The 16,200-nt window shown below is 59.4% G+C and carries 18 protein-coding genes; 9 read left to right on the top strand and 9 right to left on the bottom strand.

Annotated elements, in window-relative coordinates:
• Nucleotides 1–120: 120 nt before the first annotated feature.
• A complete protein-coding gene (gene ycaC / locus AC07OT_RS14590) occupies nt 121–753 on the bottom strand; it encodes an isochorismate family cysteine hydrolase YcaC (protein WP_027605204.1) in 633 nt (210 codons plus the stop codon).
• Here ycaC and AC07OT_RS14585 point away from each other — a divergent pair.
• From AC07OT_RS14585 to AC07OT_RS14545, 9 genes are all read left to right on the top strand, one after another.
• Nucleotides 752–952 (top strand): hypothetical protein, encoded by a 201-nt coding sequence (locus AC07OT_RS14585; RefSeq protein WP_495108358.1) that lies wholly within the window; start codon nt 752–754, stop codon nt 950–952. The genes ycaC and AC07OT_RS14585 overlap by 2 nt on opposite strands.
• Nucleotides 953–1,122: 170 nt before the next feature.
• On the top strand, nt 1,123–1,704 hold the full coding sequence (locus AC07OT_RS14580; RefSeq protein WP_027605205.1) for a YjfI family protein: 582 nt from the start codon (nt 1,123–1,125) through the stop codon (nt 1,702–1,704).
• Nucleotides 1,705–1,721: 17 nt separating this feature from the next.
• The gene (locus tag AC07OT_RS14575) at nt 1,722–2,420 is read left to right on the top strand and encodes a PspA/IM30 family protein (RefSeq protein WP_027605206.1); all 699 of its coding nucleotides are present in this window, start codon (nt 1,722–1,724) and stop codon (nt 2,418–2,420) included.
• A 57-nt stretch (nt 2,421–2,477) separates the two neighbouring features.
• Nucleotides 2,478–3,038, top strand: coding sequence for a rhomboid family intramembrane serine protease (locus tag AC07OT_RS14570; RefSeq protein ID WP_108574245.1), 561 nt, complete (start codon nt 2,478–2,480; stop codon nt 3,036–3,038).
• 33 nt (nt 3,039–3,071) lie between these two features.
• The gene (locus AC07OT_RS14565; protein WP_495108357.1) at nt 3,072–4,106 is read left to right on the top strand and encodes an ion channel; all 1,035 of its coding nucleotides are present in this window, start codon (nt 3,072–3,074) and stop codon (nt 4,104–4,106) included.
• Complete coding sequence (locus tag AC07OT_RS14560; protein WP_495108356.1) at nt 4,093–4,764, top strand: DUF2491 family protein; 672 nt, start codon at nt 4,093–4,095, stop codon at nt 4,762–4,764. The genes AC07OT_RS14565 and AC07OT_RS14560 overlap by 14 nt, the downstream gene beginning before the upstream one ends.
• A gap of 15 nt (nt 4,765–4,779) precedes the next feature.
• A complete protein-coding gene (locus AC07OT_RS14555) occupies nt 4,780–5,208 on the top strand; it encodes a DUF350 domain-containing protein (protein ID WP_115487500.1) in 429 nt (142 codons plus the stop codon).
• An 18-nt stretch (nt 5,209–5,226) separates the two neighbouring features.
• Nucleotides 5,227–5,940 (top strand): DUF1190 domain-containing protein, encoded by a 714-nt coding sequence (locus tag AC07OT_RS14550; protein ID WP_141156108.1) that lies wholly within the window; start codon nt 5,227–5,229, stop codon nt 5,938–5,940.
• Nucleotides 5,941–5,952: 12 nt separating this feature from the next.
• Entirely contained in the window at nt 5,953–7,110 is a 1,158-nt protein-coding gene (locus AC07OT_RS14545; RefSeq protein ID WP_141607409.1) for a glutathionylspermidine synthase family protein, read from the top strand.
• A gap of 176 nt (nt 7,111–7,286) precedes the next feature.
• Here AC07OT_RS14545 and AC07OT_RS14540 read toward each other — a convergent pair whose 3' ends face one another.
• The 8 genes from AC07OT_RS14540 to AC07OT_RS14505 form a co-directional block, all read right to left on the bottom strand.
• Nucleotides 7,287–7,661 (bottom strand): Zn-ribbon domain-containing OB-fold protein, encoded by a 375-nt coding sequence (locus tag AC07OT_RS14540; RefSeq protein WP_065938384.1) that lies wholly within the window; start codon nt 7,659–7,661, stop codon nt 7,287–7,289.
• A gap of 1 nt (nt 7,662) precedes the next feature.
• Entirely contained in the window at nt 7,663–8,841 is a 1,179-nt protein-coding gene (locus AC07OT_RS14535; protein WP_065938383.1) for a thiolase family protein, read from the bottom strand.
• Nucleotides 8,838–10,235, bottom strand: coding sequence for an acetoacetate--CoA ligase (locus AC07OT_RS14530; protein ID WP_495108355.1), 1,398 nt, complete (start codon nt 10,233–10,235; stop codon nt 8,838–8,840). Before AC07OT_RS14530 ends, AC07OT_RS14535 begins: the two co-directional genes overlap by 4 nt.
• On the bottom strand, nt 10,145–10,837 hold the full coding sequence (locus AC07OT_RS14525; RefSeq protein WP_495108354.1) for an AMP-binding protein: 693 nt from the start codon (nt 10,835–10,837) through the stop codon (nt 10,145–10,147). Before AC07OT_RS14525 ends, AC07OT_RS14530 begins: the two co-directional genes overlap by 91 nt.
• 118 nt (nt 10,838–10,955) lie before the next feature.
• Nucleotides 10,956–11,684, bottom strand: a complete 729-nt coding sequence (locus AC07OT_RS14520) for a TetR/AcrR family transcriptional regulator C-terminal domain-containing protein (protein WP_495108353.1) — start codon at nt 11,682–11,684, stop codon at nt 10,956–10,958.
• 75 nt (nt 11,685–11,759) lie between these two features.
• Nucleotides 11,760–13,055 (bottom strand): aspartate aminotransferase family protein, encoded by a 1,296-nt coding sequence (locus AC07OT_RS14515; RefSeq protein ID WP_495108352.1) that lies wholly within the window; start codon nt 13,053–13,055, stop codon nt 11,760–11,762.
• Nucleotides 13,039–14,370: an amino acid permease gene (locus AC07OT_RS14510; protein WP_495108351.1), complete on the bottom strand. Its 1,332-nt coding sequence runs from the start codon at nt 14,368–14,370 to the stop codon at nt 13,039–13,041. The genes AC07OT_RS14515 and AC07OT_RS14510 overlap by 17 nt, the downstream gene beginning before the upstream one ends.
• Nucleotides 14,371–15,278: 908 nt before the next feature.
• Nucleotides 15,279–16,052: a LexA family transcriptional regulator gene (locus tag AC07OT_RS14505; protein WP_115487504.1), complete on the bottom strand. Its 774-nt coding sequence runs from the start codon at nt 16,050–16,052 to the stop codon at nt 15,279–15,281.
• Nucleotides 16,053–16,200 lie beyond the last annotated feature (148 nt).

The raw sequence follows: 16,200 nt of genomic DNA, 5'->3' as shown, positions 1-16,200 counted from the left end.
TACTTTAAATGGCGATCATGCTGATCGAAGAGCAGTGCACTGTGGTTCTTTAAGTTGGAAGCTCGGTTGAATAACGAAAGCCTGCTTTTCAAAGCAGGCTTATCGCGAATCTCGGCTGACTTACTTCTGGTGAGCCGTCAGCGCCGCATACCCATTCATCAAGTTGCGATAGTTGGGAATGCGCTGGGACAACAGATTGCCCAGGCCTTCGATATCGTTGCGCCAGTCGCGGTGCAGCTCACACGCCACCGAGAACCAGTTCATCAACTGCGCACCGGCCTGGGTCATCCGGCTCCACGCCGCCTGCTGCACCGTGGTGTTGAACGTGCCGGAAGCATCGGTCACCACAAACACCTCAAACCCTTCCGCCAGGGCCGACAAGGTCGGGAACGCTACGCATACATCCGTGACCACGCCGGCGATGATGATCTGCTTGCGACCGGTGGCTTTGATTGCCTTGACGAAGTCTTCGTTGTCCCAGGCATTGATCTGGCCGGGGCGGGCGATGTACGGCGCGTCCGGGAACATTTCTTTCAACTCCGGTACCAGCGGGCCGTTGGGGCCTTGTTCGAAGCTGGTGGTGAGGATGGTCGGCAGGTTGAAGAACTTGGCCAGGTCGGCCAGGGCCAGCACGTTGTTCTTGAACTCGTTGGGCGAGAAGTCCTGCACCAGGGAAATCAGGCCGGTCTGGTGGTCGACCAGCAGGACTACGGCGTCGTCTTTGTTCAAGCGGTTGTAGGTTGGAGTGCTCATGGTTGAATCCTTTTTTGTTCAGGTTGGTTGGGCGTTGCGTTCAACATGGGCACAGATTAATGGGTGGATGCTGGGGGATAAATCGGCTGGAATGGGTAATACCGTCAACTCAAAGGCGACAATTAATGGATTGTCAGCAGGATTTGTCCTTTTGATGATCGAAAAAGTAAGTCAAAAAATCTCACGCGTGAGCTATTGAGTGTGGCAAAAAATGCCTGTAGATTTTCTCACGCGTGAGTTTTTCACAGCGAGGTCAGTACCATGGAAAGCAGCTCTCCATCGAGTCCGCCTAAAGGGCCCGATACCGATTCAGCAAGCCTCAAGGGAGAGCGCTTGAAGCCGTCCGCCAAAAAGCCATCGAGCTTTTACATGAAGCAGATGCGTGCAGGCCTGGCGGCCGCCGGCTATGTGAAACACGAGACTTGGGTGCTTCCCGAAAACCGAAGCTTGCTCAAGCAGATGGAGAAACAGCTTCGCCAGCCGATTCTGGCTGGCTCATTCATGTCGGAGAATTTCATGAGCGCAGGTACTAACTGGAATATCGATCGCCTCTTCACCGCTCTTCAGGCCCTGGACGACGTAGTGTCCAAGGACATTACGCTTTCTCTGGTTCAAGGCTCCGAGTCCAGCATCAAGCTGGAAATGAACGACTTCGGTGGCCTGCCGATTTACATCGCGGTGGTGGGCGAGCAGATCATCGTTGACACCGTGCTGGTCGATGTCGAGTCCATCAACGATGTCGCTAAATTCAATGACGCGGTGTTGCGCAGCCGGGAAATGTTCCCGCTGTCCTCCATCGGCATCGAGTCCATGCCTAACGGGCAAGTGGTCTACAACATGTTCGGTGCATTGAGCTCCGACTCCAGCCTGACCAATATCGTCACCGAGGTGAAAACCCTGGTCGACAACGTGCAGCGCGCCAGCGAAGCCTTCGAACGTTTCTTCAATTAAGTATTCGGGAGTATCCAATGACTCAGTCCATCTGGAGCAAATTGTTCACCGCGCTGCGTGGCGGTGCCAACGAAGTCGGCGAATCGATCGTCGACCAACAGGCCCTGCGCATCCTCGATCAGGAAATCCGCGATGCCGACACCGCGCTGGCCAACGCCAAGCGTGAGCTGGTGAGCATCATGGCCAAGCACAAACTGGCGACTGATCGCGTCAACGAGTACGACGCCAAGATCAAGGACCTGGAGTCCAAGGCCGTGGCTGCCCTGCAGGCCAATCGTGAAGACCTCGCCCTGGAAGTGGCCGAAGCCATCTCGACCCTGACCAACGAGCGGGATGTCGAGCATAAGCAAGCCACCGAGTTCGGTGGCTACGCGGAAGGCATGCGCAAGGACATCACCAAGGCCGAAAGCCGGATCAAAAGCCTGCGTCAGCAAGTGGACATGGCCAAGGCGCGCGACAGCGTACAGAAGGCCCAGGTCAGCGCCTCCATCGCCAGCGGCGGTGCCAACGGCAAGCTGGAAACCGCCGTCGGTACGCTGAATCGTTTGCAGGCCAAGCAGCAGCAACGCGCCGCCGAACTGCAAGCCCAGGATGAGCTGGCAGATGCATCGACCGGGACCGACCTGGAGCGCAAGCTGCGCGACGCCGGCATCACGCCGAACGAAGGCAGCGCCAATGCCATTCTGGAGCGTCTGAAGCAAAAATCGGCCGAGTAAGCAACGTCGCCGCAGGAAGGGCAGTGTCTGCCCTTCTTTTTTTACGTCGAGGTCAGGATGGGCGCCCTGAAGGGTTTCAAGACAATCGCAGGCCTGGCGCTGTTCATGGTCGCGCTGCAACTGCTCAATGCCGCTACCGGTTACAGCCTGATGACGTTCGGCCTGATCCCGAGAACGCTGCAGGGCCTGCCCGGCATCCTCACCTCACCGTTTTTGCACGGGTCGTTTGCCCACCTGAGCGCCAACCTGATTGCCTTTGTGATCCTGGGCAGCCTGGTGATGATCGAAGGGCTCAATCGGTTTGTGACCGTCAGCGCGATCATCATCCTGCTGGGCGGTTCGCTGGTCTGGCTGTTCGGTTTTGCGGGTGTGCACGTCGGGGCCAGCGGCTGGGTGTTCGGGTTGTGGGCCTACCTGTTGTCTCGCGCCTGGTTCCACAGGAGCTGGAGCAACCTGATCACGGCTGGTGTCGTGGCGGTACTGTATGGCGGACTGGTCCTTGGCTTCCTGCCTCGCCAAGGCGTTTCCTTCGAAGGGCATCTGTTTGGTGCCTTCGCCGGATTTATTGCCGCCAAGGTACTTCTCTCTCAACCACGCAGCAGGTTTAATGCCGGCTGAACGCACTTGAGCACCCAGGGAGTCAGGGACGTAATGCCGATTTTTCTTTTGTTGCGCAGGTACGCCGCTTCCCTCTTTCACCGCTTCGGCTGGGCAGGCCTGGTCATCGCCTTGGCGGTACACCTGAGCACGGCTTATCTGGGCCTGGTGGTTCTGGGCGAACAACACCTCACCGCGCCCGCCACGTTCGTTTACTTCTATCTCACCACCACGCTGACCGTTGGCTATGGCGATCTATCGCCGCAGACCTCTTTGGGACGCTTGTTCGTAGCGACCTGGATCATGCTCGGGGGCATTGCGCTGCTGACGGCGGCCATCGGCAAAACCACCAGCACTGTCATCGATGCATGGAGAAAAGGCATGAAGGGCAAAGGCGATTTCACCGGCAAAATCGGCCATACCGTGCTCATTGGCTGGGAGGGCGCGTCCAGTGAACGGGTCATCGAGTTGTTGCTGCAAGACGAAACCTCGAACGACAACCTGATCGTCATCTGCGATTGCACCCTCGAAGAAAACCCGATGCCGGGCAAGGCGGCCTTTATCCGTGGTGAGAGCTTGTCCTCCACAGCGCTGTTGCTGCGTGCCGGTGTGCCCGGTGCCGAGCGTGTGCTGGTGCGAACCCCGTCTGACGATCTGACGCTGGCCACCGTGCTGGCGGTGAATCAATTGAATCCGGTCGGGCATGTGGTCGCCCACTTCAATGCAAGTGAGATCGCCGCCCTGGCCAGTTCCTACGCCCCCAGCCTGGAGTGCACCTCAAGCATGGCTATCGAAATGCTGGTGCGCGCCTCTCAGGACCCGGGCTCGTCGGTGGTCATTAATGAGCTGCTGTGTGTGGGGCAGGGGGCTACCCAATACCTGATGAGATTGCCCGAGGCGTTTGAAGCAACGTTTGGCGATCTGTACACCCAGATGAAAGAGCGCCATAACGCCACCCTCATTGGCTATCGCGCCAAAGGTGCGCCGCAACCGTCGATCAACCCGCCCAGCGCCACACGCGTTGAAGGCGGCGAACTCTTCTACATTGCCTCCACCCGCCTCAAGGAAATCTCCAATGGGATGGTTTAAACAGTTAATGGGGCTTGAGGCCCCGCAAGCGAATACACACTCGAAAGGCGCCGCCGAACCGCTGCCGACCACCGGGCCGCTTGGCCTGGCGCCGGGCAAAGGCGTGATATTCGACACGACCCTGAAGTTGTTGCTCGACGGGAAGACCACGGTGGTTATCCCCGGCTCCCAGGAAATCTGGAGTAACGGCACCGTTGACCTCGGGCAGTCGACCTGGCTGTCGCGCTACTACATGAACGACGAAGATTACTGGCTGCAGGTGCACACCACGGGCGACATCGCCGGGCAGGTCGAGTCTGTGATCCTGTTCAACTACCTGAGCTGCGTCACTATCAGCAGCGAAGCTGAATTGCGCCGGCTGGCGGGGCCGCAGAGTCCGATCGGGTTGCCGACCTACACCCACAACGGCGTCGAATACGCGCGCGTGTGGGGCAGCGAGGCTGGCCAGACGGAATTGGTGGCCATGAGCGAGCACGTGATAAACCCCGAGGACTCCTACAGCGTCGAGCACCGTTCGATGCTATATGCCCGTGACACCGGCCTGACCGATCGCCGCGAGTTTCTGCTGTTCTCTGTCGAAGAAGACGCTGAAGGCACCGTCAGCCTGAGCACCTCCCTGGGCATTTCGCTGTACACAACCGACTTGAATGCGCTCTAAAAAAGGAAGAAGTCCATGCTAGAAGCTCTCTCCATCTCCCTGAACAAAGCCGCCGTGCTCGGGTTTGTCACCTACATCCTGGGGGCTGCCGTACTGTTTGCGCTGTTCCAGTTCATCTACACCCGCGTCACCCCGCACAAGGAATTCGAGCTGATCCGGGCGGGCAACGTTTCCGCAGCGGTCGCCCTGGGCGGTGCCATCGTCGGTTTCGCCATTCCGGCCAGCAACGTGATTGCCTATTCGATCAGCGTCCTCGACTTCGTCGTCTGGGCGGTGATCGCCGCCGTCGTCCAACTCCTGGCGTTTCTGCTCACCAGCCTCGTGCTCAAAGGCACTTCCGAGCGCATCAAGAGAGGCGAGCTCGCAGCGGGCATCTATGTGGCGGCGGTGGCCATCAGCGTCGGCATGTTGAATGCCGCCTGCATGACACCTACCCAGAACTGATTGCGCACGGAGCTCCCGATGAAACGAAGCAAGTACGTCCAGCTTTCGCTGGCAGCGTCGGTCGCCATGGCGATATCCGGCTGTGGGCCGACGGAAAAAACCTACGATTTGCAGAAGAAGTACAACTTCCAGTCGGTGCAGCAATGCGCCGATGAAAAACTGCCGGTGGACGTCTGTTCGGATGCCTACATGACGGCCATGGCCGAGCATCGCCGCATCGCCCCGGTGTACGCCAGCCAGGCCGATTGCGATGCCGACTTTGTCGCCGGCTGGTGCCAACTGGACTCCAATGGCCAGTTCATTCCCAAGCTGGGCGGTTTCGAACTGACCGCCGAAGGCCAGGTGACACAATCCCAGGTAGACGCCGCCAATGCTCAAGCGGGCGGCTCCCAGGCGAACAGTGGTGGCTCAGGCTTCTCCACCAGTAGCCTGCTGACCGGCCTGCTGATCGGCAACATGCTGAGCAACAATCGCAACAGCTACCGCTCCGAGCCGGTGTACCGCTATCGCGATGATCGCGGTAACTACGGCAACTCCACGCTCAACCAGCGCGTCTCCAATGGCGCGACGTTTGGCCGCTCCAACCAGGCCCGGTACGGCAGCAGCAACTACACCAACACGCTGCGCTCCTCCAACCAGTCGAGCTCCGTGGCGTCGGCCACCTCCCGTGGCGGCTTCGGCAGCAAGGCCAGCGCACGCAGCGGCTGGGGCGGTGGCGGGTCGAGCAGTTAAGGAAACCGGGCCATGAAGAAAATCCATTGCGCAGAGCGTCATGACTGGAAACAGACGGCTGAAAACCTCGGCTTTCTGTTCCATACCATCGACGACGAACCCTACTGGGACGAGCGCGCGTATTACCAGTTCACGCTCAAGCAAATCGAGCACGACCTCGAAGACCCGACCACCGAGATCCATGACATGTGCATGGACCTCGTCGCCCGCGTGGTCCAGAGCGAAGAACTGCTCGAACGCCTGAGCATCCCCGCGCCCTTCTTCGACATGATCAAAACCTCATGGCTCGAAGGCCACCCGCACCTGTACGGGCGCATGGACTTCTCCTACAACGGCACCGGGCCCGCCAAACTGCTGGAACTCAACTACGACACACCCACCAGCCTCTACGAGGCGGCTGCGTTCCAATGGGGCTGGCTGGAGCAATGCATCGAACGCGGCCTGCTGCCCAAGCATGCCGACCAGTTCAACAGCATCGACACCAAACTGCACCAGGCCTTCGCGCAACTGCAGATCAACCAGCCGTTCTACTTCGCCTCGATGAAAGACTCGGTCGAAGACAAAGGCACCACCGACTACCTGCGCCTCGTCGCGGAAAAAGTCGGCATCGAATCGCGCCACATCGACATCGAAGACATCGGCCTGACCAGCGAAGGCCGCTTCGTCGACCTCCAGGACCGCTGGATTCCCCACCTGTTCAAACTGCACGCCTGGGAATTCATCTTCCACGAACCCTTCGGCGCCGCGATTGCCGAGAGTGACACACAGTTTTTCGAGCCAGCGTGGAAATCCATCATTTCCAATAAAGGCATCCTGCCGCTGCTGTGGGAATTCAACAAAGGCCACCCGAATCTGCTCGCGGCCCACCTGGATACCGAACCGGGTAAAGCTGTGCCGAAGGGCTGGGTGCGCAAGCCGTTTTTCTCGCGGGAAGGGGCGAATATCGAGCTGCAGACGGCCGATGGGCTGATTGTGAAGGAGGACGGGCCCTATACGGATGCGCCGTTTATTCTCCAGGAGTTTGCGCCGTTGCCGCGGTTTGGGGACAGCTACACGTTGATTGGGTCTTGGGTGATTGGGGACCAGGCGGCGGGGATTGGGGTGCGGGAGGATAATAGTTTGATTACCAAGGATTCGAGTCGGTTTTTGCCGCATTTGATATTGGATTGAGAACTCTTCCTGGGGGGCTCAGGCTAACAGGCAGGGACTGTCACTTGTGGTGAGCGAGCTTGCCTCGCGCTGGACTGCGCAGCAGTCCTATTCTGGAACCGCCTCGCAATCAAACCCGCGACAAGCTCAGTGCTGATGCGCCGACAAGGTCGGGAACGCCACGCACAGCCTTACTGTTAACTCGAATCAGACAATACAAAGACCGGGATTTTCTGTCCGCTCGGGGTCGGTGCGAACGCCACCTTGAGCCGCTGTCCGATGCGTAGATGCCGAGGGTTTTCACACTGGATGAGCGACAACAGGGTCGGCCCTTCATCCAGCGTCACGTAAGCCAGGCACTGCGCCGCGCTGTAGGTAAAGCTGTACAACGTGGCGTTGCCGCTGGCGGTGATCCAGTCGGTGGCCGCGGTGCCGGTGAACGGGCTGTGGTCGCGGGGGTAGTGGTAGGCTTGGCCGGTGTCCAGGCAGCGGCGCAGCAGCAGTTGGTCGTGGTTGGCCGCGTCCCAGAACGGCGCGCTTTCGGCGGTGATGTGTGGTGATGTCAGGTGCATATCAAAATCGCTCCAGAATAAGCGTGGCGCTTCCGTGCCGGGATCCCAGCAGGCCGCCGGTGCCGTGAGCCAGCGCCAGTGCGCAGTCGGGCCGCTGTACCGCCGGGTGTGCTTCGCCGCGTAGTTGGCGTACTGCTTCGATCAGCCTGGCCATGCCGCCGCGATGGCCGGGATGGTTGTTGCACAGTCCGCCACCGTCAGTGTTGACCGCCAACGGGCCGACACCACTGATCAGCTTGCCGTCGGCGACGAAGGCGCCCCCTTGACCGGCGGCGCAGAAACCCAGGTTTTCCAGCTGGATCAAAACCGTGATGGTGAAACTGTCGTACAGCGAGGCGTAGCGGATATCGCCGGGCTTGAGTCGTGCCTGGGCGAACGCATCGGCACCCGATTGCACGGCGGCGGAAGCCAGCAGGTCGAAGTAGCCGCCATTCAGATGGTTGATCGAATAACCTGCGCCGATGGGCGTAATCAATGGTCGCTTGAGCGAGCGGGCAATGGATGGGTGGGCGACCACCAGTGCGCCGCCGCCATCGCTGATCACGCAGCAGTCCAGGCGTCGCAAGGGCGCGGCGATGATGGGTGAGTTCAGTACGTCGTCCACGGTCACCCGCTGGCGCAACATGGCCTGGGGGTTGTGCTGGGCATGGTGCGACGCCGCGACTTTGATCCAGGCCAATTGCTCGGCGCTGGTACCGTACTGGTAGTGGTGACGCATCGCGCACATGGCGTACAGGTTGGTCACCGCGGCGCCGTAGGGTATTTCAAAGGGGGCTTCGCAGGTCGTTTGTGGTTGATCGCGGTGACTGGCGTCCGGGCGTTTGTGCTCGGCTCGCGGGCGCCCGGCCTGGGTGATCAACGCCACGCTGCAGCGCCTGTCGGCGATAGCGCGCGTGGCCTGGGCGACATGGTGAAGGTAAGACGATCCCCAACTTTCTGTGGTCTCCAGGTGCCGAGGCCGTATGCCTAGGTACTCGACCATGGAGAACGGCCCCACACCCGGCGCTTCCCAACCCGGCACGTCGCCGGCGCAGAAGTAGCCGTCGACATCGCTGAGGCTCAACCCCGCATCGGCCAGGGCGCCTCGGGCCACGTCTGCATGCAATTGCGCCAGGGAGCGGTCTACGGCATGCCGGATAGGATGTTCATAAGCGCCGACGATAAAGGCTTTGCCTCTCATGGCTGATGGCTCCGATTGGCGTACTCGATAAAAAACGCCAGCGCGTGCGGGTCGCGCATGGCACTCGGGTTGGCGACTTTTCGCGGGTCGTGGCCCATCATGATCCGGCGCACCGGCACTTCCATTTTTTTACCGGTGAGGGTCATGGGAATCAGTGGCACGGCGATGATGCAGTCCGGTACATGTCGCGGTGTACACGACAGGCGCAGGCACTCGCGCACCCGTTGTTGCAGCGCGTCGTCCAGTTCGGCGCCAGGTTGCAACTGCACGAACAGCGGCATGAAAAAACCACCTTCAGGCAGGTCCAGATTGACGATCAGCGCATCCTGGATTTGCGTGATCGGCTCCAGCGCGCGGTAGATTTCCGCGGTGCCGATCCTCACGCCAAAGCGGTTCAGGGTTGCATCCGAACGCCCCAGCACCTGACAGCCGCCACGCGCATTGAGCAGGAAAAAATCCCCATGGCGCCATACGCCGGACCAGGGCTGGAAATAGCTCTGCCGGTAACGCTCGCCCGTAGGATCATCCCAAAAGTACACTGGCATCGATGGCATGGGCGACGTAACTACCAATTCGCCGACTTGATCGAGTACCGGTTGGCCGTGTTCATCAAACGCGTGGGCATCTACACCCAGTGCACGGGCCTGTATTTCGCCCGCATGCACGGGCAGTGTCGGCACGCCACTCACCAGCCCGGAGCAGATATCGGTGCCACCGCTGCCCGTGGTCACCCACATATCGGCTTTCAGGTTGCGGTAAAACCAGGCATTGCATTGTGGTGAAACCGGCGAGCCAACGAGCATCACCGTGCGCAGCGCGCTCAGGTCGAAGTGCTCGCCGGGCACGATGGCCTGGCGGTTCATCAGTTCGATAAAGGTAGGGCTGGTGCCGAAGAAACTGGCGCGGCTGTCCTGCGCGATTTGCCACAGCGTATCGCTGGCCGGCCAGGTCGGGTGGCCGTCGTAGAGCACCGGGCACACGCCGCACAGCAGTGCGCTGAACAAGGTGTTCCACATCATCCAACCGGTGGTGGTGAAGATGAGCGCCGTATCGCCGGAACGGAAATCCAGATGCAGATGCAGGGCCTTCAATTGCTCCAGCAGGATCCCGCCGTGGCTTTGGACGATGGCTTTGGGCAGCCCCGTGGTACCGGAAGAAAACAGCACCCAGAGCGGGTGATCGAAAGGCAGTTGCTCGCAGTGGAAATCGGCCGCACGCACCGTAGGGCGCAGGTGCAGCGTGTGCCAGTCGAGGGCATTGGGCAGGGTGATCGGTTCATCGGGATACAGGGTCGGCAGCAGGATCAAATGCTCGATACTGCCCAGCTCGCACAGGATCCGCCGAACCTGCTCGCGCCGGTCGAAAACCTTGCCACCGTAGCGATAGCCATCCACCGCCAGCAGAACTTTTTGGGGGCCAACTGGCGCACCCGATCCAGCACGCCCTCCGCTCCGAAATCCGGCGAACAGCTGGCCCAGATCGCGCCAATGGCGGCACATGCGCACAGAGCGATCATCGTCTCGGGAACGTTGGGCAAGTAAGCCACCACCCGATCGCCCGGTACCACGCCCAGCTCGCGCAGGTACTTGGCCAGCTTGCGCACCTGACCTGCAAACTCCGCCCAGGGCAGGCCTTGCAGGGCGCAGGTCTCGCTGAGGTAGAGCAGCGCGTCGCCAGCCCGCTCGTTGCGCAAAATGTGTTCGGCAAAATTCAGCCGTGCACCTGGGAACCACTGTGCGCCCGGCATCGTACGTTGGCCGAGCACCGCCTGAGGAGGGCAGCTGGCCTGCACCTGGAAATGATCCCAGATGGATTGCCAGAAAGCGTCCAGATCGTTCACCGACCACTGCCAAAGCGCGGCGTAGTCAACAAAACTCAGGCCGCGCTCATGCTTGAGCCAATTCAGGTAACGGGTTAGGTAGGTGTGCTGGATATGCTCAGGGGAGGGTTGCCAAAGCCGTTGGCCCTGGACCACGTCGTTGAATGCAATTGTCACGATAAAAGACCTCTGACGTTATTGTTATTCGGGTCATGGGTGCTTATGCGTGGCGGACTGTAACGACAAATTGTACGTCGTACAATTAAGTGGTTTTGAGGTTGTGTTGCGTAATTTTTCAGCGACGTGCAGCCAAGGTTTCCAGGCCGCAGAGGATGGTATCGACATAGAACGCAAAGCTTTCATCCAGTGCCGCGTGTATACCGTTTTGCCAACGCAGGCTGAAACCGCGATTGCTCAGTTGAGCCATATTCTGCACAAGGGTAGGGTGTTGCTCGGCATCGACGCACTGCAGGCTTTCTTGCACTTGGCACTGCCACGCCTCGGTGTTGTCTGGCAGCGGCGCAAACTCCAGAGTGGTGAAGCCTGCCAGCGCGGCGATAAACGTGTTGTAGGCGCCCGCCAAGCGCGGGCCACTGAAACCGGCCTGTTGCAGCGCCGCCAATACACCTTCCACCAAGGTGAAATCGGTGCGGGTGTTGGACACCAATTGCGCACCCAGCAACGGCGCGATATTCGGGTGCTCATGCACCGCGTTGTGGCAGTTGACCATCGCCGCCCGCAGATAATCCTGCCAATGCTCTTGGGGAGCCGGTGCTACATGTTCCAGGACTTTGGCCAGCACCTCACCCAGCAGCAATTCGCGCGACGAGACGTACCAATAGATGGCCGTTGGATAAACCCCCAGGTCGTTTGCCAGGTTGCGCAGGCTGCATTTCTCCAGGCCATCGCGGTCGATCAGCGCCAATGCGGCGGCGACGATGACGTCCTTGTTCAGTGGGTTTTCGGACGCTTCGCCAGTGGCCTTCTTACGCCTGCCTCGCGGGTTCGCGGTTTTGCTGGTCATGGTGGTGGGTTCCGGTTGAGCGACGGCGAAAGGATAGCCGGTCGCCGATTCGCTGTCGCTCTCGCGGAACGTACGTCAGTCGGCAGTCAACACCCCTCCATAGCGGTCCACGAATGACTGCGTCGCCGTCACCAGGAGGGTCAGTTCCCGCTCCGTCAATGGCAAGCTCAACGCAAGTAGCCCACGGCGTGCGCTGTAAATGCCACATTCGAGCAGGTGAAAAAAGAACAAGTCCCGTAGGCTGTTTCGATCCGTTGGACTGTCTGCAGGCCGACGAATTGGCAAGGCTGTAGGATGCAGGTTCATCACCGAACCTTGCCCGGTAAATTGCATGGGCATGTGTGCCAGCACCTCGTTGAGTTGCCCGCGCAACAGATCGCCTCGGGCATTCAGTCTTATCGCCTCGGCGCGGGTATACACCTGCTCCAACCCCGCGATCCCCGCCGCCATGGTCAGCACATTGTTGTTGAAGGTGCCTGCATGGGAGAGACTCCCCTGGCGCGGGTCGAATTGCGCCATGATGTCCCGTCGCCCGCCCAGCATCCCACACGGCATGCCGCCGCCCAGGTACTTGCCCAGGGTCATCAGGTCGGGCGTTACGCCGAGCTTTTCCTGCAAGCCGCCGGGGGCAAGGCGCGAGGTCATTACCTCATCGAAAATCAACAGCGCACCGTATGCCTGGCTCAACGCCCGCAACCCCTCGAGAAAACCGTCTTCGGCGCAGATACATCCGCCCGCGCCGAGCATCGGCTCCACCAGGATTGCGGCGCATTCGCCCGGATGCTCTGCCAGCAAACGCTCGACGCTGCACAAATCGTTGTAGTCGGCCATGTGCATCCGGTGCGGCACATTCATCTTCGTGGCCGGCCCGGCGAAGCTCAGCACGCCGCCGTGATAACCGCCGTTAAACGCTATGATTGCTTCGCGTCCCGTGTAGGCTTTTGCCGCCGCCAGCGCGAGTAAATTTGCTTCGGTGCCGGAATTGGTAAAGCGCGTCTGCTCGATACAGCCGAAACGCTCCACAATCAATGTCGCCAGGCGTGCCTCCAACTCATTGTGAGCACTGAGGTTAAGCCCGTTCGCCATTGCCTTGGTCAGCGCGTGGGTGATCACCGGATGGGAGTGTCCATACAGCGCTGCGGTGTACTCGGCCAAAAAGTCGATATAGCAATGACCGTCCACGTCGTCGAGAAAGCAGCCTTTCCCAGCCGACATCACCAATGGAAAGGGTTCATAAAACAGTACCGAGCGCGTGTTGCCGCCGGGCATCACCCGCGCCGCCCATTCCAACTGGCGTGCGCTGTTTGGGTTGGCACGGATGTAACGCTCAATGCAGTGGTCCAGCACACGGCTATCAGGCGCCCAAGACATCGTTCACCTCCGTCGTTGCAGAAGGTTTCGGATACACCAGCAACAGCAGCGCAAACCAGGCCGACGCCACATAGAACGCCGCTCGCGTCTCCGGATCGCGAATCACCAACACCGTCAGCACACCAAGAAAACCCAACACCACCACGCTGCTGACCCGGGCCCAGGGCAAGCGATATGCCACCTCCGGCGCTTCACCCCGTTGCACCTTGCGCCGATACGCCATGTGCGATGTGATGATCACCGCCCACACCCAAATCAGCAGGCCCAGTATCCCAGTGATCAGCAGGCTGAAAATGCTCTCCGGTATCAAGTAATTCAGCAGTACCCCCACCAGCAGAATGGCTGTCGACACCATCAGGCAACGCGCTGGCACTTGTCGCGGGCTCAACACCTGCAGCTGGCGCGGCGCCTGTTGAATGTGCGACAAAGCAAACAACATGCGGCTGGTCGCAAACAACCCGGTATTGCACGACGACGCCAGCGCACTGATCACCACGAAATTGATGAGGCCCGCCGCCACCCCCAGGCCAATGCTGTCGAACACCATCACGAACGGGCTTTGCGACGTATCAATCTGATTCCAGGGGTAGAGCGCCATGATCACCGCAGTCGACCCCAGATAGAAAATCGCCATCCGCCAAATGATGCTATTGATCGCCCGTGGCAACGTACGCTGCGGCTCGGCCGTCTCCGCCGCTACCAGGCCAATCACCTCAACCCCGGCAAACGTAAACGCCGCCACGGGAATCGCGTACCAGAAACCACTCCAGCCATTCGGAAAAAAGCCATCGTGGCGCCACAGGTTGGTGACGGAAGGTGTCGTCTGTGTCGATGTCTCCAACCCAAACACCAGAATCACCAGCCCCGCGCCGATCAGCCCGACAATCGTCAACACCTTGATCAACGCCAGCCAGAACTCCACCTCGCCAAACGTGCGCACCGCAAACAAATTGATCACCATCAGCACGCCCGTGGTGACCAACGCCGGAATCCACTGCGGCAATTCCGGGAACCAGTACTTCATCAACAGACCGATCCCCGTTACCTCCAACACCCCCACCAGGATCCAGATCATCCAATACGACCACCCCGTGATAAACGCCACCCGCGGCCCTAAAAACTCCTCCGCATACGTCGCAAACGACCCACTGCCGGGCCGATACAACGACAACTCCCCCAGCGCCCGCGCAATCAAATAAATCATCCCTCCACACAACGCATACGCCAGCAACAATGCCGGTCCCGCCGTGGCAATCGCCTTGCCCGACCCCAAAAACAAACCGGCCCCGATAATCCCGCCGATAGCGATCAACATGACATGGCGCTCCTTCAGTGATCGCGCCAAGCCGTGGTTGGATGGGTGAAACCTCATAGTGGACATCCGCATTCCTCAAGCTGCGTTTGCAGCGGTAGTGGGTGGTAGACCGGCTGGATGCCGGATTTATTGTACGGTGTTCAATAAGCAGGTTTTGGGCCAGCGGAGGAGGGAGGCGGGGAATTAGGGGTTAAACGGCTTGTTTAGATATGGATGTAGGACGTTTCATTTTGGGTTTATGGGATGGGGGGAGCGCAGGAAGATGTCACCTGGGAACACAGGTGTGCGGGAGGGGAACACGGGGAGTGTGGTGTGATTTTCAAGGCCAGCAGGGCGGATCGCTTTCATTTGCAGGACGTTTCCGAGAGAATCCCCAGCGCATTGCGCCAGCGGAATGCGTGACTAGGCTGCGGATCGTCACTGCCTATTCAGTGATCGGGTTTAGTCGCCCGGACCTCGCTAGGCGCAAGCGCCATCTCAAAGACATGTGTCTTCTCACCTGCACTTTATGGTGGCTGTGCGCAGGGCACCCTCGGGTGCGCCGCAGAGAGCGGTGATGCATTTGGTGGAGATGGTGGCGGATCTGGCTGTGGAGTGTTTGCAGTCCGCGTAAGGCGACTGAGAGAAGGGCAGGGTATAGCAACCCGCTTTTGATTACTCAATTGTCCAATAGCTGTTGGACAGTTGTGGGGACTGTCAGATATTAAAAAGCCGGCTTGTGGCCGGCTTCTCGCTGACTGCCTCAGCTTGTTTTTGACAAACCTCAGCAGCCTTCAAATCGCTCAGCCCACATTGCGTCGGGCTGAATAGTAGGGGCATCCGCGGGAAATCCTCCGCATCGCCGAGCAGGGTGGATCGCGCAACGCAACCCCCTGCCAAATGTGCGGCGCATGATACCCACATTCACTTCAGTTGCCCACCTCCGGATCCGATTTAGAGCCTTCCCAGCCCAAAAGATGCTCATCCAGCGGCACGGGTGGGCGGCGGTTATTCAGGGTGGACCACCAGAACACCCACCCCACGATCTGGAAGTTCTGCTCAAACCGTTGTTCGTGGCTCAGGTATTCGTCCGGATGTTCACCGGCATTGTGGCTGCGCATGCGCAAGCCACCCCCTGGGCGGTTGTAGAGGTATTTGATGCGTAGCATTCCATCGTGTTCGACGGCGTAGATTTCGCCGTCGATGATTTGGGTGCGGCCTTTGTCGATGGCGAGCGTGGCGCCTTGTTGGATGATGTCGATCATGCTGTTGTCGACCATGTAGGCGCCCAGCGCGCGGTCGGGGTTGACGTTGAGGGTTTCGAGGGTGTGCAGGGAGACGCGGATGCGTTCGGTTGAGGTGAAGGTGGGGTGGAGGGGGATTTCCACGTCGATTTTTTCCGGGCGGCAGGCGGGGCCTGTGAGGTATTTGCCAGTTTCTTCGCGGGTGAGGAGTCCTTTCCTGGTGCCGGGGCCTTCCAGCAGGAAGTTGGCCGGTGGGTGTTTGGGGCCTTCGCCGGTGCGTAGCCAACGGCTGGAGATGCATAGCAGTTCTGCGATCTCGTTGAGTCGGCCCATGGGTACACCGCGTTTGAACCAGTTGTTCACGTGTTGAGGTGTGACACCACGGTTCTTGGCGAAGTCGGAAGCGGAAAGATGAACTTCCCGTAATAGCGCTTTTAAGCGATCACCTGATGTATTCATAAACGCAGAGTTTACTGGCCGGAAAAATACATCAAATAAACCATGCGTTGAGTTGGGTCTGTAGGTTTTTGCTTAGTTGTAGCTTGGCGCTTCGGATTTTAATGGTGATTAAACTAAGTCTATAAAATATTGAACTTGTCGTTTAATT

The organism is Pseudomonas sp. GW821-FHT09C10, from assembly GCF_059418085.1.
The sequence above is the reverse complement of the archived record's forward strand: the minus strand, read 5'-3'. Positions and strand labels throughout refer to the sequence as shown.